General features: G+C 62.1%; 16 protein-coding genes and 1 tRNA gene. All 17 read left to right on the top strand.

What is annotated here, in order from left to right; translation table 11 throughout:
* Positions 1-102: 102 nt before the first annotated feature.
* The 17 genes from ACVOKU_RS01835 (at position 103) to ACVOKU_RS01755 (ending at position 25,692) form a co-directional block, all read left to right on the top strand.
* Complete coding sequence (locus tag ACVOKU_RS01835) at positions 103-2,988, top strand: autotransporter domain-containing protein (protein ID WP_481558900.1); 2,886 nt, start codon at positions 103-105, stop codon at positions 2,986-2,988.
* Between the two features lie 98 nt (positions 2,989-3,086).
* Entirely contained in the window at positions 3,087-4,091 is a 1,005-nt protein-coding gene (locus ACVOKU_RS01830; RefSeq protein WP_481525905.1) for a 2-hydroxyacid dehydrogenase, read from the top strand.
* 51 nt (positions 4,092-4,142) lie between these two features.
* Positions 4,143-4,218: transfer RNA gene (locus tag ACVOKU_RS01825), tRNA-Thr, on the top strand.
* Positions 4,219-4,506: 288 nt separating this feature from the next.
* Positions 4,507-5,463, top strand: coding sequence for an RHS repeat-associated core domain-containing protein (locus ACVOKU_RS01820; RefSeq protein WP_481558899.1), 957 nt, complete (start codon positions 4,507-4,509; stop codon positions 5,461-5,463).
* Between the two features lie 8 nt (positions 5,464-5,471).
* Positions 5,472-5,810, top strand: a complete 339-nt coding sequence (locus tag ACVOKU_RS01815) for a hypothetical protein (RefSeq protein WP_481558898.1) — start codon at positions 5,472-5,474, stop codon at positions 5,808-5,810.
* Positions 5,811-5,895: 85 nt separating this feature from the next.
* Positions 5,896-6,879, top strand: coding sequence for a tyrosine-type recombinase/integrase (locus ACVOKU_RS01810; protein ID WP_481558897.1), 984 nt, complete (start codon positions 5,896-5,898; stop codon positions 6,877-6,879).
* A 590-nt stretch (positions 6,880-7,469) separates the two neighbouring features.
* Entirely contained in the window at positions 7,470-8,327 is an 858-nt protein-coding gene (locus tag ACVOKU_RS01805; RefSeq protein ID WP_481558896.1) for an RHS repeat-associated core domain-containing protein, read from the top strand.
* Positions 8,305-8,844 carry a hypothetical protein gene (locus ACVOKU_RS01800; protein ID WP_146256254.1) on the top strand — a complete coding sequence of 180 codons (540 nt, stop codon included), beginning with the start codon at positions 8,305-8,307 and terminating at the stop codon, positions 8,842-8,844. Before ACVOKU_RS01805 ends, ACVOKU_RS01800 begins: the two co-directional genes overlap by 23 nt.
* Before the next feature lie 14 nt (positions 8,845-8,858).
* Positions 8,859-10,145, top strand: a complete 1,287-nt coding sequence (locus tag ACVOKU_RS01795; protein ID WP_481558895.1) for an RHS repeat domain-containing protein — start codon at positions 8,859-8,861, stop codon at positions 10,143-10,145.
* Between the two features lie 402 nt (positions 10,146-10,547).
* Positions 10,548-11,744, top strand: coding sequence for an RHS repeat domain-containing protein (locus ACVOKU_RS01790; protein ID WP_481558894.1), 1,197 nt, complete (start codon positions 10,548-10,550; stop codon positions 11,742-11,744).
* Positions 11,741-12,226, top strand: coding sequence for a hypothetical protein (locus ACVOKU_RS01785; protein WP_481558893.1), 486 nt, complete (start codon positions 11,741-11,743; stop codon positions 12,224-12,226). The genes ACVOKU_RS01790 and ACVOKU_RS01785 overlap by 4 nt, the downstream gene beginning before the upstream one ends.
* Positions 12,227-13,078: 852 nt before the next feature.
* Entirely contained in the window at positions 13,079-19,156 is a 6,078-nt protein-coding gene (locus tag ACVOKU_RS01780) for an RHS repeat domain-containing protein (protein ID WP_481558892.1), read from the top strand.
* Between the two features lie 14 nt (positions 19,157-19,170).
* Positions 19,171-20,055 carry an RHS repeat-associated core domain-containing protein gene (locus ACVOKU_RS01775; RefSeq protein ID WP_481558891.1) on the top strand — a complete coding sequence of 295 codons (885 nt, stop codon included), beginning with the start codon at positions 19,171-19,173 and terminating at the stop codon, positions 20,053-20,055.
* A 1-nt stretch (position 20,056) separates the two neighbouring features.
* Complete coding sequence (locus ACVOKU_RS01770; RefSeq protein ID WP_053520314.1) at positions 20,057-20,314, top strand: hypothetical protein; 258 nt, start codon at positions 20,057-20,059, stop codon at positions 20,312-20,314.
* Positions 20,315-20,674: 360 nt separating this feature from the next.
* Complete coding sequence (locus ACVOKU_RS01765) at positions 20,675-23,713, top strand: autotransporter domain-containing protein (protein WP_481558890.1); 3,039 nt, start codon at positions 20,675-20,677, stop codon at positions 23,711-23,713.
* 540 nt (positions 23,714-24,253) lie between these two features.
* Positions 24,254-24,934 carry a vWA domain-containing protein gene (locus ACVOKU_RS01760; protein WP_481558889.1) on the top strand — a complete coding sequence of 227 codons (681 nt, stop codon included), beginning with the start codon at positions 24,254-24,256 and terminating at the stop codon, positions 24,932-24,934.
* Positions 24,935-24,951: 17 nt separating this feature from the next.
* Positions 24,952-25,692 (top strand): PP2C family serine/threonine-protein phosphatase, encoded by a 741-nt coding sequence (locus ACVOKU_RS01755; protein WP_481558888.1) that lies wholly within the window; start codon positions 24,952-24,954, stop codon positions 25,690-25,692.
* Positions 25,693-25,695: the final 3 nt, after the last annotated feature.

Here is a 25,695-nt window from a genome sequence, read left to right as displayed (position 1 = left end):
GATCTGAATCCGTTCATTTTTTTCCATGGCATGCAGCGGGGGAGGGCCTCCCGCTCTGACGTTTAGCTTCCCGTCCGCGTGTTGCGGGGGAGAGAGAACGGTATGAAGCAGTCCAAGTTGAGTCTGGCCCTGGCCGGCCTGATTGGTGTTGGCGTCATGGTCAAGGCTGATGACGCCATGGCAATGAACTATCACGTGCAGGGAGACCGCATCTTCCTCAGCGGTGGCGTCACCTTCGCCGACGTCGTTTCGCTGCCGGCGCTGCTGGCCAAGGCGCAGGCCGAGGGGCGGCCGATCCGGGAGGTGGTGCTGCGTACCTCCAACGGTGGCGCGCTGATCGCCGGCGAGTGGCTGCAGGGGGTGATCCGCACGTCCGGCCTGAACACCATCGTATCGGGCCACTGCATCTCGTCCTGCTCGATCATGCAGTCCGGGGGCGTGGAGCGCTATCTTGCCGGCGATCTGCCGATTGTCGATTCGGTGGAGATCCATGCGGCCAACAACGGCAGCAATGTGATCTACGAGCCGTCGCCGCGCATGACCCAGATCTACACCGGCAACTATGGCGGCGGCATGGATGCTGGGCTGCTGCACAAGGCGATGTACGAAGTGGTCAAGCCCAACGGCCTGCTGGTGTTCCGCGATCCTGCGCGCACCCCCGGTACGTCGGTCACGTTCGATCCGGATGGCAGCGGCAGCGCGCTGGAGTCGTTCCCTGGGCAGGACATTCACAGCAACCGGATCATCACCGCAACCGGCTATCGTGATCCGGGCGATACGTTGAATGTCACTGCGGACGTCACCGGTGACATCAATCCGGGCTACCTGCGGTCGGGACGCCAACTGCAGACCTTCGTCGATGATGATTTCGCGCGCTGGAGCACCGATCGGCCGTCGGCGTACTTTTCCTACGCACTGACCATCTACAACCTTTCCAGCACGGGTCCGCAGGGCATCGGCGCTGGTTCGGTGCAGGATTATCTGAGCGATCCCGGCGTGCAGGCCCTGCTGCTGTCCAAGCTTCGGCTGGGCGATCTGGACGCGTCCACGCTGGACGATTCGATGGGCGTGATCCGGATTGCCAATGGCGCTGTCTGGCGCTCGTCCGCAACCACCGGTGCGGACTTCATGCTGGTCGACAATGGCACCATCGCCCTGGAAGGTGGCGCCCTGCGTGCCCCGGAAGTGCGTGTGCTCGGTGCGGGCATGCTGGTCGGCCACGGCGACGTGGCGGGCACGGCGATGGACAGCACTGCATTGCTGGGTGGCACCGGCCCGTCCTGGCGCGAGGATGGCTTCAACCGCCTGCGCGTGTTCGGCACGCTGATGCCGCGCGGAGGTGATCTGGTCACCCATGGCTACGTCAACATCATGCCCGGCGGCAAAGTGCTGTTCGACGTGACCGAGAGCGGCGGCAGTGCCGGTGGTCGCGTGCGCGTGGGTAATTTCTTCGACCCGTCCACCAACAAAGTGCTCGATGGCGCGCTGGTGATCTCCAAGGGCGCCTTCCTTGAACTGAACGTGGCGCAGGGCTATTACAGCAAGGACTTCCGTCGCGATCTGATTGAAGGCCCGATCTACCAGGATGGCTTCCAGGAGGTCGTGCGGCTGGGCGACACTGGCTACAGCGCCAGCATCAGCGGCGGTGAGGTGTTCCGTCCGCGCCACAACTCGCTGTTGAGTTTCAATGTCAGGCAGACGGCCGACGGTCTGTGGCTGACCGCCAACCCGGGCTTCGACCAGTGGGAGCTGTTCGCCAACGGCCCGTCCGGTGATGACCTGGGGCGTGTGCTGGGAGCTGCATCCGATCGCCAGGACAGTGGCCTGAAGCCGCTGCTGGGCGCATTGCAGTTTGCCGACCGCGACGTGGTCGCGCAGCAGGCCGGTGCGCTGCGTGGCGATGCGCATGCCACCCTGCGCCTGGCTGACAACGCCCTGCTGGGCAGCATCGGCAACGTGGTCCAGCAGCATCAGGCGGCGATGCGCAGTGCCGGTGGCGATGCCGATGGCCTGGCCGCGCAGGTCGCGCAGTCGATGTCGGCACAGCCGGGCATGCGCCATGGCACCCTGTTCAACCAGCTGGCAATGCATCTGGTCGAGCCGACGGCAGCAGGTGCGGGGGCCAGCGGTGATGGCCAGCGTGGCCACGGTCTGTGGGCACGTGGCTTCGCCAGCCATGGCCGCATCGATGCCGATGCCGGCGTGGCCGGGATGAGCCATACCGTGGGCGGCATCGTGGTCGGTGCCGATGCGCGCCTGGCCGATGACCGTGTCGGCCTGGGCGTGAGCGTGGCGGCCGCGGACATGTCGACCAAGGCCCGTGGCGCCTCCCGCTTCACCGGCGACGTGCGTGCGCTGGATGTGGGCGGTTACCTGGACGCGATCTACGCGCGCGGTTATCTGTCCGCGGCGGTGCGCTACACCGACCTGCGCCACGACACCCGGCGCAGCATCGCCGGCATCGAGGGCCTGCAGGACCCGCTGCGTGCGAAGTACAGCAACGATGCGATCTCCGCGCGGGTGGAACATGCGTTCTCCTTCACCAGCGGCAAGGGCGTGGTGATCCAGCCGCTGCTGCCGGTGGTGGACTACGCGCGCACCTCCGCGACGCGGTTCAACGAAGGGCAGGGTGTGGCGGCGCTGGCCGGGCGTGGCGGCAGCCTGGAGAGCATCCGGGTCGGTGCGGGCCTGCAGCTGTTCAAGACCTTCGAGGGCAACAACGGCGAGCGCATCACCCCGCGGGCGCGGGTGGTGTGGCAGAAGGAGCTGGGGGATACGCAGGCCCGCTACAGCACCGGCTTTGCGGCGGCGCCGGATCTGGTGTTCGGCAGCAACAGCCAGACGGTGGGCGAGCAGGTGCTGAGCTGGAACCTGGGTGTGACCAGCCGGGCCAGCGAGCGGCTGTCGGTGATGGTCGACTACGTGGGCGAGCGCCGCGACGGCCAGCTGCAGAATGGCGTGCAGCTGGGGCTGGGTTACCGGTTCTGAGTGGCCGGCGGCACCGGCGATGCCCGCATCGCCGGTGCCATCCCAGGACGCACGCTGCTGCGGTATGGTTCGGCATGGAATTCCACCCAGGCCCCTCCATGCAGATCGCAGTCTTCAGCGCCCGGCCCTATGATCGTCGCTTTCTTGACGAGGCCAATCAGCGCGGCGCCGCAGAACAGGATTTCGCGTTCGTCTACTTCGATGCCTCGCTCGACCTGCATACCGCCACGCTGGCACAGGGCTGCGACGCCGTCTGCGTGTTCGTCAATGATCGTCTTGATGCCCCTGTGCTGCAGGCCCTGCACGCGCAGGGCGTACGTGCCGTGCTGCTGCGGTGCGCCGGCTTCAACAACGTCGATCTCGCCGCTGCGACGTCGCTGGGCCTGTTCGTCGCGCGCGTGCCGGCCTACTCACCTGAGGCCGTCGCCGAGCATGCCCTGGCCCTGGTGATGACCCTCAACCGGCAGACACATCGCGCCTACAACCGCGTGCGCGAAGGCAACTTCATGCTCGATGGCCTGCTTGGGCACACCCTGCATGGCCGCACCGTCGGCATCGTCGGCACCGGCAAGATCGGTGTGGCGACGGCGCGCATCTTCAAGGGCCTGGGCTGCACGGTGCTGGGCCATGATCCCTATCCATCGGCATCCTTCGCCGCGTTGGGAGAGAACGTGGCTCTGGCCGAGCTGTTGTCCCGCGCCGACATCGTGTCGCTGCACTGCCCATTGACGGCGGATACCCATCACCTGATCAACGATGCGTCGCTGGCGCAGATGAAGGCGGGTGCCATGCTGGTCAACACCTCGCGTGGCGGTCTGGTCGACACCCATGCGGTCATCCGCGCGCTGAAATCACGCCGGCTGGGCCACCTGGCCATCGACGTCTACGAGCAGGAAAGCGCGCTGTTCTTCCAGGATCTCTCCGGGGAAATCATCGACGATGAAGCGTTCCAGCGCCTGATGACCTTCCCCAACGTACTGGTGACCGGCCATCAGGGCTTCTTCACCGTGGAGGCCCTGCAGGAGATCTCGGCGATCACGCTGGGCAACCTGGCGGATTTCGCAGCCGGGCGGGCATGCGCGAACCGGGTGGAGGCAGGCTGACCGAGGGTGGATTGACCACCGGGCAGGGGAGCCCGTAAAATCGCGTGCTCGGCCGGAATAGCTCAGTTGGTAGAGCGGCGCATTCGTAATGCGTAGGTCGCAGGTTCGACTCCTGTTTCCGGCACCATGTTTGATGAAAAGCCCCGGCCCTGGTCGGGGCTTTTTTGTGTCCGGTAGCGCCGGGCCATGCCCGGCGGAATGCGAGTTCCCGGCAGTGCCAACCCATGGCGGGCAGCCGCAATTTCCGAGTCTCGCGGCCTACTCGTCCCTCCGGCTTCCCGAGCGCTTACCTCCTCGCCCTGTTCCTGACTTGGCAACCGCAGCCGGTCATTCCTGTGCTATGAATACCCAGCCTTGCTTCAAGGCTCTTTCAGGGATTGGAAGGATGCGCAGGTTCGGGGGAACTGCAGGCGGTGTGTCGACCCGCTTCAGGAGGATTGAAGATCGAATTCGGAAGCTAGGGGCATTGGGCGCCTGGCTGTGCTGCGTGCTGCTGATTGGCCTTGGCGTGTCGCCAGCCGCAATCGCACAGACGACGGTCACGTACATCCACACGGACGCGCTGGGCTCGGTTGTGGCTGAGAGCGATGCCAATGGCAATGTGATAAAGCGCTATGACTACGAGCCTTATGGGGCCGTGGTGGGTGGTCAGGTCACGGATGGGCCGGGATATACGGGGCATGTAAGTGACTCGGCCACTGGCCTGAGCTACATGCAGCAGCGTTACATGGATCCGCAGCTGGGGGTGTTCCTGTCGGTTGATCCAGTGACCGCTTATGAGCAGCCTGTGGGCCAGTTCAATCGCTATCGGTATGCAGCAGGGAATCCCTACCGATACTTTGATCCGGACGGGAGGGCTGAAAGCCCTGCTTGGATGCGCTATACGATCCCTGGCCAAGTTACTTGGGACGCAGCTGTCACATCAGCTGAGCAAGGCAACTATGGCTTGGCAGCAGCAGGTGGGGCGGTTGCGATTGCTGAAGGCGTGATGGGGATCGTTACGCTCGGTCAGTCCCAGCGGCTAACTGTCTCAAGTCAGCTCGCGGCTAAGGAGATTGCAGCCCTCAGCGCAGCTAGATCGGCATCCGCAGAAGCTCAGGCAAGCAGGGCGGCGGAAGTCGCTACGGCTAAACCCGTAACAATCCAAACGAATCCCAAGAACTTAATTCCGACCCAGACCAAGTCTGAAATGTCGGGTTCCCAAGTTAAGCGCATGGCGGCAGATATGAGGCGAAACGGCTACGACCAGTCGAAACCTGTAGATGCTATTCGCAATGAAAGGGGACGTTTGGAGATTCAAGACGGACATCATAGAACTGAGGCGGCTAAGCAGGCGGGGATTGAGAAGATTCCGGTGACGATATGGAACTAGGGCCTGAGATGAGTGGCAGCTATCGATCAAATTTTGTTATTCCGAAGGGCGCGCGCCGGGTGCTTGGCGATGCTGGGTGGGAGTTTTCTTCTCTGGATCGAATACCTAAAGATATTGTCGATGTTCTAATGTCTGAACTGGCATTGGTCGAAACGGATGCGTACCTTGGAGTGCAGGAGTTTTCTGGGGAGTGTGCGAAAGCAACAGTGCTCCTTGATGAACAAGGTCAGGTTGAGAGTATCTACCTTCGTGCGTACGGAGATCGTGACGTCCGTGGCGAACTGTTGCGTGCACTATCCGTTCATGGGGTCCGAGAGGTGGTCGAGGTATTCTCGCCGTCGCCTTGACGTGGTTGCGGACGATCCTCATCCAAACACCACCTCGCATCCTGTTCTAAGTTGGCTCTATCGCCACTTACGGACAACCCCCCCGATGTCATCCGCCCTCACCAAGCGCATCGTTCTCACAGCAGAACCCCGAGATCGCCCCTACGAGTTCAGGGACGCCCAGGTTCGAGGTCTGATCTTGCGAGTGCAGCCCTCAGGGTACAAGGCTTGGATCGTGACCTGGGCGCACGGTAAGCGTCGTACCTTGGGGTCGGTCGAACATCTGTCACTTGATCAGGCCCGCGACCAAGCCCGGCAAGCGGTCGCTGAGTACGTTCAGTCGGGATTGCCAGCACTCGCGAAAACCAAACCCATCAGTTGCACCCTCAAAGTGCTCCTCGACGATCACTTCGAACCTTGGGCGATAGCTGAGCTCAAGGGTGGTCGTCAGTACCCGGATCGCATCCGATCCGTGTTCCCGTGGCTGTTGCGCCGGCAGATAATCGAAATTGACGTGCCCACAATGGAGCGATGGTGGCGCGGGCGTGTCACTGGCCCTGACGCCGTCACCAAGGCTACCGCAGCGCGCGATTTTGCTTGCCTGCGGTCTGCCCTGTCTCGGGCCGTTGAGTGGAAGTTGATCGAGACGAACCCCCTCATGGGCATGCGTCAGCGATCAGCAGCTAGCCGCAAGGTTGTACGCTTCCTGTCGCCAGATGAAGAAGCGATGCTCCGGACTGCACTGGCAGCGCGCGATCTGGCTGGCGTCGAAGGCAGGGCGAACGCCAATGCGGCCCGACGCAAGTACCGGCAAGCGGTTCTGCCTGATTTGCCGATGGACGGGTACGTCGATCACCTGACCCCGGTGGTGCTTACAGCGATGAATACGGGCATGAGGCGGGGTGAGTTGCTTTCGATGACCTGGGCTGACATCAACTGGGAAGCCAAGATGCTGACCATTCGAGCCGAGAACGCCAAGTCCGGTAGGCAGCGTCACATCCCGCTAAACGTCGAAGCCATGAAGGAGTGTCCTCATCCTCTTCCGCACCGGGGACTGGTGGGGTGGAGTTGTCCGCAACCCAAGGCTTAGTCGGCGCTTATCGTCAGTCGGGTCAGTTCCGGGTAGACCCCGGGACAGTCCCTTGGTCGCTTGCCCAGAGAGCCTCGTACAGCGTACCGGTGGCAACGGTCCATGCCGGTCCACTCGGCCAGAGTTGGGCTTGCACGATCAGTTGCTAGGAGCGTGGGGGCTATCAAGGTTCACTTGGCTGGGTTCGTAATGCGTAGGTCGCAGGTTCGACTCCTGTTTCCGGCACCATGTTTGATGAAAAAGCCCCGGCCCTGGTCGGGGCTTTTTTGTGTCTGGTAGCGCCGGGCCATGCCCGGCGGAATGCGAGTTCCCCAGCAGCGCCAGCCCATGGCGGGCAGCCGCAATTTCCGAGTCTCGCGGCCTACTCGCCCCTCCGGCTTCGCAGGCGCTTGGCTCCTCGCACAGTTCCTGACGTGGCAACCGCAGCCGGTGATTCCTGTGCTATGAATACCCAGCCTTGCTTCAAGGCTCTTCCAGGGATTGGAAGGATGCGCAGGTTCGGGGGAACTGCGGGCGGTGTGTCGACCCGCTTCAGGGGGTTTGAAGATCGAATTCGGAAGCTGGGGGCATTCGGCGCCTAGCTGTGCTGCGTGCTGCTGCTCGGCCTTGGCGTGTCGCCAGCCGCAATTGCCCAGACGACGGTCACCTACATCCACACGGACGCGCTGGGCTCGGTCGTGGCTGAGAGCGATGCCAACGGCAACGTGATCAAACGCTATGACTACGAGCCTTACGGTGCTGTGGTCGGTGGTCAGGTCACGGATGGCCCGGGGTATGCCGGGCATGTGAGCGACTCGGCCATCGGGCTGAGCTACATGCAGCAGCGGTACATGGATCCGCAGTTGGGTGTGTTCCTGTCGGTGGATCCGGTGACGGCGTATGAGCAGCCGGTTGGGCAGTTCAATCGGTATCGGTATGCGAACGGGAATCCGTACAAGTTCACTGATCCTGATGGACGGGCCATCACGTGCGATGAAAAGCGGTGTGCTGGTGAGGTCAATACCATAGCCGATGCTCTAGCTCTTCCTGTCATTCTAACGGTGGCCTACGGCAGTCGGTTGCTTTCAAACCTGATCGATACGGTTCAACGAAATGAGTCGGCTGATCCGTCCGGCTCCACAGCAGCCCCCAGTGGCACGAAGCCACCGGCATTACCAGTGGATCTGGTAGGTGATCAGAGCAGCCCCTTGGCAGGGTCGAATAAGAACGGCACGCGGCATACAAGTGGCAATCTGAAGCCGGAGTTCGGCGGCACCGGGAACTACGACGAAGACCTCAAGACTCTCGCCGGAGAAACAAGGCCCGCGGTTCGCGGGGACAGCGCTCCTCCTGGAGCACAGATCGGAGAGAATGGCGTCTTTGGTCGCCAGACGAACAGCTCGGGCGGCAAGAGTATCGACATCCCGGCAAATGGTGACAAGCCACATGAAACCCTACACTACGATTGAAGTACTTCCGGACGGCACGCGTTATTTGCCGATGCAGTGGAATGGTGCGAAGCCGAGTGAAGTGGCTCAGCTGCTCCAGGGACGTCGGCTTCTGGCTTGCAGGTTTCCCTCTACGCAGACGGCGAACCTAGCTTGGCAAGTAGTCTTTAGCTTTGATTCCAATGTGTCTCTTGAAGTGACATCCTCCAGTACCGTTGTTCAAGGATGGGACGAATTTGGAACCATTAATGTTGAGATCTTGTCGAGTGCTCTGACTGAATCGGAATGTGATTGGGTCAATCTAGAGCTTTCGGAAGCACTTGACGTTACGTGTGTTGAAGTCGTTCGCTGGCAAGGTGCTGGATTGATCGTTGACTCTGGTATTCGCCTGCGCTTCTCTGATGACCGTATCCTCTCAGTCGTTGCGGTGGACGTGCCGGGTGCACTGCTCTTGACTTTGCCGGGAGATGTAGCCCCCCGTTCGTGGCAATTTCCGGCAAATGACTACGTCTACGTATCGATTGAAGAGGTGGGCTGACTCTTTCACTGGGTATGCCCAATCGTCTCAGTCATGTCTGCCGCCCGACAATGCGTAGGTCGCAGGTTCGACTCCTGTTTCCGGCACCATGTTTGATGAAAAGCCCCGGCCTTGGTCGGGGCTTTTTGTGTCTGGTAGCGCCGGGCCATTCCCGGCGGAATGCGAGTTCCCCAGCAGTGCCAGCCCATGGCGGGCAGCCGCAATTTCCAAGTCTCGCGGCCCACTCGCCCCTCCGGCTTCCCAGGCGCTTGGCTCCTCGCACAATTGCCGACCTAGCAACCGCAGCCGGCAATTCCTGTGCTATGAATACCCAGCCTTGCTTCAAGGCTCTTTCAGGGATTGGAAGGATGCGCAGGTTCGGGGGAACTGCAGGCGGTGTGTCGACCCGCTTCAGGAGAATTGAAGATCGAATTCGGAAGCTGGGGGCATTGGGCGCCTGGCTGTGCTGCGTGCTGCTGATCGGCCTTGGCGTGTCGCCAGCGGTAGTCGCACAGACGACGGTCACCTACATCCACACGGACGCGCTTGGCTCGGTTGTGGCTGAGAGCGATGCCAACGGCAACGTGATCAAGCGCTATGACTACGAGCCCTACGGAGCCGTAGTCGGTGGTCAGGTCACGGACGGACCAGGGTATACGGGGCATGTGAGCGACTCGGCCACCGGGCTGAGCTACATGCAGCAGCGGTACATGGATCCGCAGTTGGGGGTGTTCCTGTCGGTGGATCCGGTGACGGCGTATGAGCAGCCGGTTGGGCAGTTCAATCGGTATCGCTATGCCAATGGGAATCCGTACAAGTTCACTGATCCTGATGGACGGCAGGCGATCCCGATGCCGGCCCCTTACATCCTCCCTATCCCGGTTCCCAACCCCGGTGGAAACATCCAGCGCAGTGAGGATACATCCGGGGGGAATCGCGAGAGCGGGCCAAGTGGAAGGCCAACTTCGAGGCCCACTGAACGTCCCGCAGGTCGGGATACGGTTCGGCGGGGGCGAGACGGGCAGCCAATACCCAATCGTTTCCCCGACCGACCACTACCCACGAAGCCCAATGGTGAGCCTGCACCAGAACCGGATGCGGCTGGCCCGCATACGCAACTGGGGCAGCGAGATGGTAGAAATGGAAAGTACGACCAGGCGAGAGAATTCGATGGTCACGGGAGGCCGGTAAAGACAATTGATTTTACTGACCACGGCCGGCCGGGCAGTCATACGAACCCGCACGAACATCCTTACGAGCCGAGTGCTACCGGGGGCACTCCTTCACGCGGACCCGCGCGGCCGCTTAACGGAGGCGGATAGTCATGACCGTAAACGCTTGGGGCTTCCCAATCACGGGAGACAGGGTAGTTGAGGCGTTAAGAGAGAACTTCAGCACGAATGATATTTGGCTGCTATCGCATTTGGATGTCCCTTCGGGAGCGGAGTCAAAAGCGGCCTTGGGTGATCTTCGAGAGCGGATGGTGAACAGGCCGTTAGAGGTGTCGACGGGTGATCTGTGCGATGCGCTTGCTGGCGCGCCGCAAGTATGGGTACTGGACATCCGGCTATCATCTGACCACGAAGTCCAGCTCTACATTGAAGATGGTGAGGTATTTGAGGAGAGTCTGGACAGGATGGTCGGAACCGGAGATATCGCTGGACCGACAGACCCGGGACTGAGATGAAATGTAGGTTCGACTCCTGTTTCCGGCACCATATTTGATGAAAAGCCCCGGCCCTGGTCGGGGCTTTTTGTGTCTGGTAGCGCCGGGCCATGCCCGGCGGAATGCGAGTTCCCCAGCAGTGCCAACCCATGGCGGGCAGCCGCAATTTCCGAGTCTCGCGGCCTACTCGTCCCTCCGGCTTCCCGAGCGCTTGGCTCCTCGCGCAGTTCCTGACGTGGCAACCGCAGCCGGTCATTCCTGTGCTATGAATACCCAGCCTTGCTTCAAGGCTCTTTCAGGGATTGGAAGGATGCGCAGGTTCGGGGGAACTGTAGGTGGTGTGTCGACCCGCTTCAGGAGAATTGAAGATCGAATTCGGAAGCTGGGGGCATTCGGCGCCTGGCTGTGCTGCGTGCTGCTGCTTGGCCTTGGCGTGTCGCCAGCCGCAATTGCCCAGACGACGGTGACGTACATCCACACGGACGCGCTGGGCTCGGTCGTGGCCGAGAGCGATGCCAACGGCAACGTGATCAAGCGCTATGACTACGAGCCTTACGGTGCTGTGGTCGGTGGTCAGGTCACGGATGGCCCGGGGTATACCGGGCATGTGAGCGACTCGGCCACCGGACTGAGCTACATGCAGCATCGGTACATGGATCCGCAGTTGGGGGTGTTCCTGTCGGTGGATCCGGTGACGGCGTATCAGAAACCGGTTGAGCAGTTTAATCGGTACAGGTATGCCAACGGGAATCCGTACAAGTTCACTGATCCTGATGGACGGCAGGCGATTCCGATGCCGGCCCCTTACATCCTTCCCATCCCGGTTCCCCACCCCGGTGGAAACATCCAGCGCAGTGAGGATACATCCGGGGGGAATCGCGAGAGCGGGCCAAGTGGAAGGCCAACTTCGAGGCCCACTGAACGTCCCGCAGGTCGGGATACAGTGCGGCGGGGGCGAGATGGGCAGCCTATTCCTGGAAGCAGGGGCGAATCGGGACGATCGCCATCGCCATTCATCCCGAGTGATCCATATTCACCTGAGAGTACAAGTGGGCGTCAGTCTGAAACGAGAAGAAATGAAGGCGCTTCAAGTAGCGATCCCGACTCGGTGATTCCTGACCGTGGGCCCGGAAGTGATCCAGGAGGGCATGCGAGCAGGGGAAGGACTCCACACGATACCGGAGAAAGAAATGTCAATAGAAACGAGGAGCATTCTCGCCGACCCAAGGGAAATCCAACAGGGAGGTCTCGATGACTGATCGTAGATGGTCGCTGCCCTCAAATCGAGGAATGGAGAATCTCGAGTGTGAAGTTGTGGAGAGCACAGATCGCGAAATGGTCTGTCGCTTCACGCTGGTCGGCGAGTACTGGAATCGAGCGCCAGAGGGGGGGCGGGAGGCAACTGAGGATTTTCGCGTTGTGCTTCCGCAAGTCGTCGTGGCGCGAGACGCATTGGAAGGGCTTAGGCAGTCTTTTGTAGACTGGCTGGATGACGGTGGATCATTCTCGCGCGCGCTCCAGCCTGCGGATGGAGGTGGGCAGGTGCTTGAGGTCGGCTTGGGAGATGATCCGCGCTTTGTTCGATCCACGAATAAAGCTGTGTTTACTTTTAGCTACTTCTCCGGTCTGGTGGTGACAGCCAGTTTCAGCTTCATGGTGGACCAGTCCTGTGTCCGTATGGCCATCGACGGATTAACTGACTGCCTTCGCAATAAGGTCACGAAGTTCCGCCCATGACCATGGCGCTTGGTCGACATGGTTGCACGGCGCAATTGACTGGTTGGGAGAGGTCGATCGTAATGCGTAGGTCGCAGCTTCGACTCCTGTTTCCGGCACCCGTTGCATGAAGTGCCCCGGACCGGGTCGGGGCTTTTTTCCTGCTCTGGTAGCGTCGGGCAGTGCCCGGCGGAATGCGGATTGGTTGGCAGCCCGGGAGCGCCTCCTGCTGTTGATTGATCCGGCCCCTCCCGAGGCTTCCGGGCGCTCGGTGGCTGCCGCGCGGGCTGGTGCCTCTGGCGTCAATGCTGCAGTCCCGTCATCCAGGCCCCGGTTCTGTGTTATGAATACCCAGCCTTGCTTCAAGGCTCTTTCAGGGATTGGAAGGATGTGCAGGTTCGGGGGAACTGCAGGCGTTGTGTTGATCCGCTTCAGGGGATTTGAAGATCGAATCCGGACGCTGGCTGCGGCGGGCCGCTGGCTGTGCTGTGTGCTGCCGACTGACCTCGGCTGTCGCCGTTCGTGCTTGCCCAGACGGCGCTCGTACATCCTACCGATGCCGTTGGCTCGGCCGTCGTCGAGAGCGCCTGCTCGATCTTCCCGCTATTGGCACCACATAGCTGGCGGCGCTGCTGGGGTGATCGCGATCCGTATCTGTTAGTGCAATCTTGCTCCGTGACCCTGGGAGTCCGGGTCACGAGTCGGGGTCAGAATTTTTCGAGCAAGCGTGCCCGCGCTGACGCCGACCCTGGGCCGGGGGCGTATCGGTGCGAGCGGGAAGGCCGTGCGGTTCTGTTTGCAACCGCGGGCGCAGCGCAACTGAAGTCTGGAAGTGGGATCACAATTCTCGATCAAGGGATGAGGGGGACAGGGATGGAAACAGCTGCAAAGAAGAGTGGTCGCCTGGTACTCGAGTCCATCAGCGCGGCTTTCCTGATTCTGTGGATGGCAGGTGCGGCACAGGCGCAGCAGGCGGTGCAGCAGCCCTACCAGGAGTACGACAAAAAGCTGCGCTCGGCGGAACTGGTTGGCCCACTCACGTCTGATCTGTTCGGGGACTCGGTGAACGCGTTCGATCGGGCCGCGCACTTCCGGCAAACCGATATCTCGTTGCCGGGCAGCAACGCGTTGCCGGTGGCACTCGCCCGCAGATTCAACATCCGTCCGATACCGCATCTTGGCCAGGACCCTGAGATCTACGGCGGTGCGGGCGATTGGAACATCGACGTCCCGTACATCTCCGGTGTTTTCGACGCGGATTACGGGTGGACATACCGGGGATCGACCAAGGTTCCACGTTGCAGCGCGAACTTCATTCCCTACACCGAGCTGCCCTTCAGAATCAACGACCTCTGGTCAGGCTACTCGGTGAATCTACCGGGTCATGGTGCCCGGTCCCTGATCGGCAGTCCTCCTGCCAGCTTCCGTCCCGATGCCCGGCGCGCGGACAACTGGAGCTGGACGACCAACGAACTGGACGCGGTGAGCTGCACGCCCATGGTGGCGGGCTATGAAGGTGAGGGCTTCATCCTGCAGACGAAGGATGGAATCAAATACACCTTCAATGTGGGTACGCAGCGTACCGTCGGGCAGATGATGGTCGATTCCTCCATCGGATACATCAAGACACGGATGGAGGTCTATCTGCTCGCAAGCCGAATCGAAGATCGATTCGGGAACAGTGTCAGCATCAGCTACAACGCGAGCGGGCATCCGACCAGTATCGCCGGTAGCGACGGTCGTCTTATCACACTGAACTACAGCGGTTCGAAGCTGCAGAGTGCTTCGGCGAACGGGCGTACGTGGAACTACGGATATGCGGGGGCTGCACTGCAGCGGGTCACCCAACCGGATGGCTCATCCTGGGAGATCGAGCACCTGGACAATAATCGCATCGCCTATGAAAACTGGACGGAGGACCCCGGCCAAGGGTGCGGCGGCGTCGCTCCCCTGCGTGAGAAGGTGTACCGGCTTCGCATCAAGCATCCATCCGGTGCCGTCGGCAACTTCAGATTCGATCATCAACGCCATTACAGGGCCGGCGTCCCTGTGCACTACTGCGCGCCGGAGTCCGCGGGAGAGGGGATTCTGCGTCACGTGCTCGGTGTTCCTTATTACTCCGACCTGCTGGCATTGACCGAGAAGACCATTGACGGCCCGGGGCTGTCTCAGATGCGGTGGACGTATGGCGATTCTGGTGACTTCCAGCCGATGTGGGAGGGGGCGGTAACTCCGTGCACGAGCTGCCCGCAGACCAAGGTCGTGAAGATCACACAGCCCGACGGCAGCTGGATCGAAGAGACCTACGGGATCGTCTTCGAGCACAACGAAGGAAAACTGCTCGGGCGCAAGACGGTGGCCGCATCTGGTGTGGTGCTGGAGACGGAGGAGCTCAGTTACGTTTCTTCTGCCGAGGCGGCATCATTTCCGTTCCCCGACCGGTACGGTTGGGCGTGGGGCGGATTCGATGGGACGTCAGCGCTCGTCCGTCCCCTGCGGACGCGGCAGATCCGACGCGATGGCGTAACGATGACCTGGCACGTGGACGCCTTTGACAGCTATGGCCGGCCATCGCGCGTTACGCGGAGCAGTTCACAAGGCGCCAGTCGCACTGATACTACCGGCTACTACAATGACACCAGTGCCTGGATCCTTGGCCAGGTATCCAGTCAGACCAACGACAATACCGGTCTGGTTGAAGTCCAGACGGTCTACAACGCAAAGGCCATGCCTACCGAACAGCGGCGGTTCGGCAAGCTTCTTCAAACGCTGAGTTACCAGGCCGATGGCACTGTGGCCAGCTTTGCCGATGGTCGTGGCAACAGCACGACACTGAGTAGCTGGAAGCGCGGTATCCCACAGTCGATAGGCTTCGCGGATGGCACATCGATGTCGGCAAGTGTCGACGACAATGGGTGGATACGCTCGGTCACCAACGAGCTGGGCTACCAGACGAGCTTCGACTATGACGCGATGGGGAGGCAGACACGCAAGGCATTTGCGGTGGGCGACACCGTAGCGTGGAGCCCGACCACCCAGGTCTTCGAGCGGGTCGACGCTGTCGAGCATGGAATGGCGGGTGGCCACTGGCGACTGACGACAAGTACCGGAAACCGCAACAAGGTGACGTGGTTCGATGCGATGTGGCGCCCTGCATTGACCCTTGAGCAGGATGCGAACAGCCCCTCCGCGACCGGGCGCTATCAACGATTCACGTATGACCATGCGGGTCGCACGACGTTCCAGTCTTATCCAGCTGCGGGGGCTAGTCCAAGCACCGGTCAGTGGAGCGAGTTCGACGCGCTGGGACGGCCAACGTCAAGTTCAATCGATAGCGAACACGGTCTGTTGACCACCTTGACGACCTATCAGTCAGGCATGCGTGTACGTGTCACTGATGCGCGCGGGCAATCAACGATTACCCAGCATCGAGTCTACGACACGCCATCCTATGATCAGGCGGTAGCAATCGAGCACCCGGGTGGCGCTTTCACCGACATCGGGCGTGACCTGTTCGGAAAGCCGACATCGATCAAGCGCCGAAACGCAACCAGCGGCGTGTCGGTTACGCGTTCCTACGTTTACAACCCCCAGCAGGAGCTCTGCAAGAGTGTCGAGCCCGAAACTGGCGCGACGGCCATGGGCTACGACGCAGCCGGAAATCTTGCATGGTCCGCGGCCGGGCTGACTCAGAATGCGACCAACACCTGTGATTCGGCTGCAGCGCAAGCCTCAGGCCGCCGTGTCGATCGCACCTACGATGCTCGCAATCGGCTGAAACAGCTCATCTTCGCCGACGGTAGTGGTGACCAGCTGTGGTCATACAACGGCGCCGGTCTTCCGACGCAGGTGGTAACCGGCAATCCGGACGGAAGGCAGGTCATCAATACCTATGACTACGCCAAGCGAGGATTGATCATCAGCGAAACCCTGCAGCAGTCGGGCTCGGGAATCTGGGCGATGGGCTATGGCTACGACGCCAATGGTGCGTTGGCCAGTCTGCAGTATCCCAGTGGTCTGCAGGTGGCGCTGGCTCCAAACGCGCTCGGTCAACCAACCCGGGTTGGGACCTTTGCCACCGGTGTTGCCTACTATCCCAATGGCGCGCTGCGGGCTTTCAGCTACGGCAATGGTATCGCCCACAGCATGGCCCAGAACGCTCGAGGACTGCCGTCCCGTGCGATCGATTCTGGAGTTCTGGACACCAGCATCGCCTACGACAAGAACGGCAACGTTGCCAGCATCACGGACGCGATCGAAGTAACCAAGTCGCGGCAGATGCAGTATGACGCCTCCGATCGCCTGACGCAGGCCAGCTCGGCCTCCTTCGGTGGCGACAAAATATATCGCTTCACGTACGACGTTCTGGACAACTTGCGCAGTGCCAAGCTGGGCGGCATCAAGCAGCACAATTACTGGTACGACGCACGTAACCGTATGACGACCGTGAATCTGGATGACGGGAGTGCCATCATCGGCCTCGACTACGACGTGCAGGGCAACCTTGCCATGAAGAATGGTGAGGTGTTCCGTTTTGATCTCGGCAATCGCCTGCGTAACGTTGGCGGCCGCGAGACCTATGCATACGATGCTCATGGGCGACGAGTTGGCAGCTACAACGCCTCGGCTGGAGACATTCTCTCCTTCTACGGCAATGATGGGGTGCTGCGTCGACAGCACAACAAGCGCACGGGAAAGGAGCTTGAGTACGTGAGTCTGGGCAGTCATCTGATTGCACAGGTGGAAACGGCGGTTGTTCTTGTGGCTCCTGTCTTGACTGCTCCAGCTACTGTAGCAACCGGAAGTTACACGGTCAGCTGGAGTTCGATCGGAAACGCCAATCGTTATGAGCTCCGTGCGTCCAGCAGTTCGGGGGCATCCTGGAGCAGCGCCTACGCAGGTAGTGCGCTTTCCTTCGCTGTCTCGGGGGTTGCTAGAGGTCCACGCCACTATCAAGTCCGAGCCTGTCAGGGAAGCGGGTGCGGGGATTGGAGCGGCTCCGTTGTCGTCAACCATGTTCCGGTGCCGGCAGTGGCACCTTCGTTGGCGCTGCCAGCGGTCGGTCTCAGTGGCACCCACACCATAAGCTGGTCGGCCGTGGCGGATGCAAGCCGCTACGTTGTCGAGGAACAGGCCGGCAACGGAGCGTGGGTTGTTGTACACGACGCCGCAGCCCTGAGTGTCACATTGAGTGGAAGGGCGGTCGGCAACTACAGTTATCGAGCGCGGGCATGCAATGTGTCTGGATGTGGGCCCTATTCGGGCGCGCAGGCAATGACCGTGATCTACCCGACGGACACGGCGCCAACTGTCACTGCGCCTGCCAGCAGCTATTCCGGTGCCTTCACCGTAAGCTGGACGCCGGTGGCGGGCAGCGTCCGGTACGAACCCAGGGAGCGGCTTGGGACGGCGGCCTGGACCGATCTGGCCAGTACTTCTGGGACGTCCGCGGCGATCAGCGGCAAAGCCACGGGCAGTTACGGCTACCAGGTGCGCGCATGCAACTCTGCAGGTTGTGGGCCCTGGTCAAATATCGTTTCGACCACGGTGCTCCTGCCGCCGGCAGGGGCGCCGACCATTTCACTGGCCGGAAGCAACAGCACCGGAGCATTCCCTGTGAGCTGGAGCAGCGTTGCCGGCGCTGTGGAGTATCGGCTGGAGGAAAGGCTGGGCACTGGAACCTGGAAGGAGTTGCAGGCGGAAGGAGCGACGCAGCGCAGTGTTTCCGGAAAGACTTCCGGCACTTGGAGCTATCGGGTTCAGGCCTGCAACGCCGGTGGCTGTAGCGCCTGGTCAGCCGAGAAGGCGATCATTGTGCTGCTGGTGCCCGCCGCGCCCGCCGTCACGGCTCCCGCTACCAATAGCTCGGGAGCTTGGACGGTGAGCTGGCTGTCGGTTCCGACAGCATCGTCCTATCAGCTTGAAGAGCGTATTGCGGGGGGAGCATGGGTCAACGTGCAGGATGCTTCCGCAATCAGCAAGGCAGTCAGTGGCAAGCCAAGCGGTTCATATGAGTACCGCGCCCGGGCCTGCAACGCCAGTGGCTGTGGAAACTACTCTGCAACGGTCAAAACGGTCGTGGTCCTGCCTCCATCCGCTGCGCCGGCTTTGGCTGTGCCTGCATCCAGTACGAATGGCGGTTTTACTGTCACATGGACGACGGTTGCCGCGACAACCGAGTACCGACTGGAGGAGCTGACATCCGGGGCGTGGTCGCAGATCCAGAGCGGCGCGGGTACCAGTATCTCGGTCAGCGGACGGGCTAATGGCAGCTACTCGTTCCGGGTAAGAGCCTGTAATACGGGAGGCTGCAGCAGCTACTCAAGCACTGGCATGGTCACGGTTCTGCTCCCGCCTCAGAGCGCTCCAACGCTGAATGCTCCGGCCTCGGCGACGGCGGCATATACGGTCAGCTGGTCAGCGGTGAGCGGCGCGACACGCTACAGTCTGCAGCAGAGCGTGAACGGCGCTGCGTGGGCAGGAGCTGGCGATCACTCCGGTACAAGCGCTTCGTTGAATCCCGGCGCACCCGGCAGCTATGCCTATCGCGCGTCCGCATGCAACAGCAGCGGGTGTAGTGCCTGGTCTGCGACAAGGACGGTCAATGTGATACGTCCGCCGTCGACCCCTACGATCACCTATGCACATCATCACTGGTACTACGCCGGACCGCACGACAGCGAGTTCGCAAACTGCAGTGTCAGCTGGACTGCCTCGAGCGGTGCGGAGCGGTACGAACTCCATGCAGGCGATGGCACGACCGTGTATGGCCAGATGTATTCCGGGCCACTCAACGAGATCCAGGGGGAGAGCTACTCGATTGCATACTGCACCAGTCCCTATGTAGTGCGGGCATGCAATGCCGCTGGCTGCTCAGGCTGGTCGTCACCTTTCGAGCCCACGGTTGAGCGGGATCCGAAGCCGGAAAACCCGGGCGATCCGCCCCTCTGAACGGAGAGCACACCATGTCCGGGATGATCAGGCGCATCTGTCCGTTGTTGTTGCTTGCCGTCGTGGCGCTGGTGTTCGATGCCGCTGCACAGACGGTCACCTACGTCCACACTGATGTCCTCGGCTCGGTCGTGGCCGAGAGCGATGCCAACGGCAGCGTCATCAAGCGCCATGTCTACGAGCCATACGGGGCAGTGGTGGGCGGGCAGGTCGGCGATGGGCCTGGGTACACGGGGCATGTGAGCGATTCGTCGACCGGACTGAGCTACATGCAGCAGCGGTACATGGACCCGCAGCTTGGGGTGTTCCTGTCGGTGGATCCGGTGACGGCGTATGAGCAGCCGGTTGGGCAGTTCAACCGGTACCGGTATGCGAACGGCAATCCTTACAGATTCACGGATCCTGATGGGCGGGAGAGCGGTGCAGCCTTCAAGGTAGTCAACGACGCCACGAATGGGCAGCCGGTGACTCCACCGCCAAGGAATCCCAACGACAGACTCGGGCCGGCAATTGGCGTTGCATTGACTGCAGTTCTGGCCGCTCCAGTGCTGGCAGAGGTAGGTCTATCTGCGATGGCAAATCCAGCAGCAGTTGCCACGGCAGCCGAAATTGGTGCAGGAGCTGCTGGCGTTACGGGTACGTCAGGCGCGCTGGCGGGAAAGATCACTGGTTACACGAAGCATGGGTTGAATCAGGCAATCTCCCGCGATGGGGGCAGAGGTGTCTCCCCAAGGGCCATACTATCGGCAGTAAAAGAACCTGTGAAGGTCGCCGAGCAGGCCGGTGGCAAGACTGCCTACACCGGGAAGGATGCGAGGGTGGTCCTGAATGGTGAAGGGAAGGTCATAACTGCGATTCCAAGAAATAGTGATGGGTTGAGAGACCCGAGGGTGAAGTAAAATGACACAGTCCATCTCCTCCCATCTGAATTCGCTGTTGGCCGAAATCGCAGCGAGGCACAGCTTTAAGTTGCCTGAAGAAGGCGTCAAACATCTGCTCGAGCGTGACCGAGAGTTGCTGATCGATGTATTGCTGCAAGAGCTCTCGGAGACGGGTTTGGGATCGGACGATGAGCCTAATCAACGAGGCGTCGAGATCGAGGAGATCATCGATTTCGTCAGCTCTATCGCTGATCAAACTCGTGCATCCAGCGACTGAGGATTCGTTCATTTAGAGTCATAATCAACTGGTCGCAGGTTCGACCCCTGTTTCCGGCACCATGTTTGATGAAAAGCCCCGGCCCTGGTCGGGGCTTTTTTGTGTCTGGTGGCGCCGGGCCATGCCCGGCGGAATGCGAAGGCTGGTGGCGCGATTCGCCGCCCGACTGGGGGTGAGGGCGACCTTCGGCCGTTAGTGCTTCCTGTCGTCGGCCACAGGCGCGACGGATGGCACTGCGACGTCCAGTGGCCCTGCATCGGCGGGGGCGTTGGCGGGGCGGCACTCTCTCGAACACAGGTAACCCGCATGTCGAACTCGTCGATCTCCCCCCTCACTTCCCGGTCCAGGCTGAGCATGGCGATGTCGTTCGCTCTGATGGCGGGACTCTCCACGCTCGATGCGCAGGCAAGCACCTTCCATCTTAACGGCGACACGATCTACTACTCCGGCGGCGTCGAGAGCAGCGATCCCAGGACCTTGGAGCGCATTCTCAGCGCGGCGAACCGGCAGGGACGGACCATCCGCCAGATCGTCTTCCGCAATTCACCCGGTGGTGCTGCCAGCGGTGGCGTTGGCATGGGCGAGGTCATCCGTCGCAATGGCCTGGATACCGTGCTGGACGGTGGTTGCTACTCGGCGTGTGCCGATGCATTCGTCGCCGGTGTCAATCGTCGGATCACCCGCTTCGCCCTGCCGGTGTATGACGGTTACGACATGACCGTGCTGGGGATCCATGGCGAAGCCCGGGATGGTGTTCCCACGCCGTACCCGGGCCAGGAGAAGTACATCCAGTACTACCGGGACATGTTTGGCGCCAGGGACTTTGCCGTCATTGAAGGCCGGATCACCCAGGCCCACTACGAACTGACGGAAAGCTCCGGCTTCCTGCGCTATTTCGATCCGGCCACGATGGCCATCGCGACCCGCTTCTGCCCGACGCGCGACACCAGCGAGGACGGTGGCTGCACGGCCTATCCGGACGTGACGCTGTTCAGCGACAGGGTGGCGACCTCGATGGACTATGCAACGACCAACGATGTCCTGATCATCGATGGTAAGCAGGTGAGCGGAAACATCAATCCGGCATTCGATCCCGCGCAGTTCTCCTATGTGCGCGATGTGGACGTGGACAAGGTCGTCGGCAGCGATGCCTTTGGCGTGATCAAGCTCACCGCGGGCGCCCACTGGTCCGCGACAGAAGACAGCGGTGCGTCGATCCTGTGGGTGGACTCGGGGAGGCTGGACATCACAGCGCAGAGCAGCCTGCTTACCGGCAACAGCGTGATAGGACGCAACGGTGCCGTCGATGTGAGGGACGGTCTGCTGAAGGCCGGGAGCACGATCGTGGACGGTTCGCTGTCCCTCGCCTCGACCGGCGAACTGGACAACAGCGATACGCTGCTGGTCCGGCGTGGAGGTGAGGTGGCGATGGCCGGTGGTCGAATCTCCACGGCCGTCGTGACGCTGGATCCAGGGGCTGCACTGAAGGGGCATGGAACCATCGGCGCGACGGCCTATGTCGGGGACCCGGACTATCCCGACTTCCCCTGGAATGTTCCGCAGGTGGCGCGGGTGAGGGTGGCCGGTGGCGATCTTCATCCGCAGGGCGGCCCGTTGACGGTCAACGGCTATGTCAGCTTCGCCTATCCCAATGCCGGCCGGCTGCTGTTCGACATCACGCCGGAAACGCGCCAGGCGGGCCTTGTACTGGACGCATTCGAAGTCCATCGCTGCGACAGCCAGGGCAGCTACTACTATTGCGGAAACGGGGCGGCCACCACTGCGCCGGGCTTCCTGATCGGCGGCACGGTCGGCAAGCTCGCGCTGGATATCGCACCGGGCTACTACCGCCAGGATCTTTCCATCCCGCTGGTACAGGGCCGCATCTATGGCAGCAAGGAAGGCAACGAGCTGACCACCGCGCTGTTGAACGACAGTGACAGCGAGTTCGATGCCAGCGTGCCGCAGCTGCAGGCCGGACAGGTCGCCTTCACCCGTGCCGAGCGGCAGGACGGCTCGGGCTACAGTGCCGATCTGATCAGTGCCGACACGGCACAGCGCAGGTTCCATCCGCGCGAGAACTCGCTGCTCACGTTCAATATCGTGCAGACCGGCGACGGCATCTGGGCGGTCGCCAATCCGGCCTTCGATGACGTGTCTCCGTTCGCCAACGTGGCGTCGGGCGCGGGCCTCGGCCAGGCATTGAGGACGGCCGCGTCGCAGCCGGCGTCGGCGCTGGAGCCGCTGCTGGGCGCACTGCAGTTTGCCGACCGCGACGTGGTCGCGCAGCAGGCCGGTGCGCTGCGTGGCGATGCGCACGCCACCCTGCGCCTGGCCGACAACGCCCTGCTGGGCAGCATCGGCAACGTGGTCCAGCAGCATCAGGCGGCGATGCGCAGTGCCGGTGGGGATGCCGATGGCCTGGCCGCGCAGGTCGCGCAGTCGATGTCGGCACAGCCGGGCATGCGCCATCGCACCCTGTTCAACCAGCTGGCAATGCATCTGGTCGAGCCGACGGCAGCAGGTGCGGGGGCCAGCGGTGATGGCCAGCGTGGCCACGGTCTGTGGGCACGCGGCTTCGCCAGCCATGGCCGCATCGATGCCGATGCTGGCGTGGCCGGGATGAGCCATACCGTGGGCGGCATCGTGGTCGGTGCCGATACGCGCCTGGCCGATGACCGTGTCGGCCTGGGCGTGAGCGTGGCGGCCGCGGATATGTCGACCAAGGCCCGTGGCGCCTCCAGCTTCACCGGCGACGTGCGTGCGCTGGATGTGGGCGGTTACCTGGACGCGATCTACGCGCGCGGTTATCTGTCCGCGGCAGTGCGCTACACCGACCTGCGCCACGACACCCGGCGCAGCATCGCCGGCATCGAGGGTCTGCAGGACCCGCTGCGTGCGAAGTACAGCAACGATGCGATCTCCGCGCGGGTGGAACATGCGTTCTCCTTCACCAGCGGCAAGGGCGTGGTGATCCAGCCGCTGCTGCCGGTGGTGGACTATGCGCGCACCTCCGCGACGCGGTTCAACGAAGGGCAGGGCGTGGCGGCGCTGGCCGGGCGTGGCGGCAGCCTGGAGAGCATCCGGGTCGGTTCGGGCCTGCAGCTGTTCAAGACCTTCGAGGGCAACAACGGCGAGCGCATTACCCCGCGGGCGCGGGTGGTGTGGCAGAAGGAGCTGGGGGATACGCAGGCCCGCTACAGCACCGGCTTTGCGGCGGCGCCGGATCTGGTGTTCGGCAGCAACGGCCAAACGGTGGGCGAGCAGATGCTGAGCTGGAACCTGGGTGTGACCAGCCGGGCCAGCGAGCAGCTGTCGGTGATGGTCGACTACGTGGGCGAGCGCCGCGACGGCCAGCTGCAGAATGGTGTGCAGCTGGGGCTGGGTTACCGGTTCTGATGCAGGGAGGACGTCCTCGCCCGCCGGGCGGGGACGTCCACCGGCGGCTGATCCGCCTCTACCGCCCGCACAGGTTGGCGCAGGAGTGTCTTCAGTCGCGAAGGAGCGGTCTTCCGTGGATCGCTCAGATGGAATCTCATGGTGCGGGCCGGCAAACGTGTAGCCTGGTCTGGTAGCGCCGGGCCATGCCCGGCGGAATGCGAATTCCCCAGTAGTGCCAGCCCACGGCTGGCAGTCCTGATTGCTGAGCGAAGCCTTCATGGCCCTGCTTCAGCACATGCGACATCCCACGCCAGTGTCGCATTTGCACCGAAAAGACCCTCCTGCTGCTGAACAGATGTTCCAGAACGACGGTATCGGCAGGGAGTCGGTTGGCTCTCCATACTCCCTGGACAGAGTCGGATTCCGGGCACGTCGGCAAATGTGGCAAGCATTGCCACGGGGCGTCGGAAGTCGGCTCATGGTTTCCCTTCTCCCCTGTGCCTATACTCGATGCAACCGCATACAGCGGCCCGATCCATAGCACGGAGGCTTACCACGATGTCCATTGGCGCGATTCCTGACGTTTCTCTGGTCGATAACAGCGAACAGCGCACACCGCTGATACTGGTACTGGACTGCTCCGGCAGCATGGATGGTAGCCCGATCGAACAGCTCAACGCTGGTCTGAAGCTGCTGGAGAAGGAGCTGAAGGACGATGTGATAGCGGCCAAGCGTGTGCGCGTGTTGCTGGTGGAATACGGTGGCATGGACACTGCCGCCGTACGTGGTGACTGGTGCGATGCAATGGATTTCACTGCGCCCACCCTGAAGGCCAACGGCACCACCCCCACCGGCGCGGCGGTGGAGCTTGCCCTGCAGGAAATCGAAGATGAGAAGCAGCGCTTCCGGCAGGCTGGCGTGGCCTACACGCGGCCATGGTTGTTCCTGATGTCCGATGGCCAACCGACCGATGCCTGGGAGGCGGTGGCCGAACAGTGCCGCAGTGCCGAGGAACAGAACAGGGTGGCGGTGTTTCCAATTGCAGTGGGTAATGCCGACCTCGGTGTGCTTGCCCGGTTCAGCCGCAATGGCGAGCGCGGGGTGAAGCGTTTGCAGGGCCTGCAGTTCAAGGAGCTGTTCCTGTGGCTCAGCGCGAGCATGCGCGTGGTGTCCAATTCGACGCCCGGCGGGCAGGTCCAGTTGCCGGCGACCGATAGCTGGTCGCACGTGCCGGTCTGACCGTGAGTTGGCGCGTTATGGCTGCCTCGGCTACGGGGCGGTCGCACGTGGATCGCGGGCAGCCCTGCCAGGACGCGCATGCCGCGGTATGCAGCGGTGCGCTTCTGGTGGCGGTGGTCTGCGATGGTGCCGGCTCGGCCTCGCACAGCGATGTCGGGGCGCAACACATGTCGTACAGCGTCGCCGCTGCACTGGCGGCGGCAATGGCGTTGGGCGACGCACCGCTGACGGTGCCCGTGGACGCGCTGCGGCCGATCCTCGAAACGGCCATCGATGACGCGCGCGGTCAACTGGCGCTGTTGGCCGCCGGACGTGGCCTGCGCCTGTCCGACCATGCCTGCACCCTTGTGGGGGTAGTAGCCGATGCGCGTGGTGGCTGGTTCTTCCATATCGGCGATGGGGTCGCCGCCTGCGCATTCAGCGATGACACCGCCGATGCAGTGTCGCTGCCGGCCAACGGCGAGTACGCCAACGAAACCTGGTTCGTTACCGGAGCCAATTGGCGGCAACAGTTGCGGCTGACCCGTTTCGAAGGGGCGGTGCAGGCGCTGGTGCTGATGTCCGACGGCGTGCAGCCCTTTGCGATGGGACGCCGAGGGGACACCTTGTTCCAGCCGTTTTTCGGGCCGGTGCTGCGTTATCTCTCTGCCGTGGATGAAGCACATGGCAGCCAGGCCTTGCAGGCGACCTTGTCCGACCCACGCACGGATGGCATTACCGGCGATGACAAGACGCTGCTGATCGCATTGCCGGGCTGAGCA

It is taken from the genome of Stenotrophomonas sp. STEN147 (genome assembly GCF_056757995.1).
Note: the sequence above shows the minus strand (reverse complement) of the source record. Positions and strands in the feature narration are given on the sequence as shown.

Bases quoted from the DNA above. Each gene is read 5' to 3' on its own strand.
- ACVOKU_RS01790 (WP_481558894.1), top strand. From the start codon at position 10,548: ATGAAAAGCCCCGGCCCTGGTCGGGGCTTTTTGTGTCTGGTAGCGCCG.
- ACVOKU_RS01835 (WP_481558900.1), top strand. From the start codon at position 103: ATGAAGCAGTCCAAGTTGAGTCTGGCCCTGGCCGGCCTGATTGGTGTT.
- ACVOKU_RS01760 (WP_481558889.1), top strand. From the start codon at position 24,254: ATGTCCATTGGCGCGATTCCTGACGTTTCTCTGGTCGATAACAGCGAA.
- ACVOKU_RS01815 (WP_481558898.1), top strand. From the start codon at position 5,472: ATGAGTGGCAGCTATCGATCAAATTTTGTTATTCCGAAGGGCGCGCGC.
- ACVOKU_RS01810 (WP_481558897.1), top strand. From the start codon at position 5,896: ATGTCATCCGCCCTCACCAAGCGCATCGTTCTCACAGCAGAACCCCGA.
- ACVOKU_RS01780 (WP_481558892.1), top strand. From the start codon at position 13,079: ATGGAAACAGCTGCAAAGAAGAGTGGTCGCCTGGTACTCGAGTCCATC.
- ACVOKU_RS01775 (WP_481558891.1), top strand. From the start codon at position 19,171: ATGTCCGGGATGATCAGGCGCATCTGTCCGTTGTTGTTGCTTGCCGTC.
- ACVOKU_RS01800 (WP_146256254.1), top strand. From the start codon at position 8,305: ATGAAACCCTACACTACGATTGAAGTACTTCCGGACGGCACGCGTTAT.
- ACVOKU_RS01755 (WP_481558888.1), top strand. From the start codon at position 24,952: ATGGCTGCCTCGGCTACGGGGCGGTCGCACGTGGATCGCGGGCAGCCC.
- ACVOKU_RS01770 (WP_053520314.1), top strand. From the start codon at position 20,057: ATGACACAGTCCATCTCCTCCCATCTGAATTCGCTGTTGGCCGAAATC.
- ACVOKU_RS01765 (WP_481558890.1), top strand. From the start codon at position 20,675: ATGTCGTTCGCTCTGATGGCGGGACTCTCCACGCTCGATGCGCAGGCA.
- ACVOKU_RS01795 (WP_481558895.1), top strand. From the start codon at position 8,859: ATGCCCAATCGTCTCAGTCATGTCTGCCGCCCGACAATGCGTAGGTCG.
- ACVOKU_RS01830 (WP_481525905.1), top strand. From the start codon at position 3,087: ATGCAGATCGCAGTCTTCAGCGCCCGGCCCTATGATCGTCGCTTTCTT.
- ACVOKU_RS01785 (WP_481558893.1), top strand. From the start codon at position 11,741: ATGACTGATCGTAGATGGTCGCTGCCCTCAAATCGAGGAATGGAGAAT.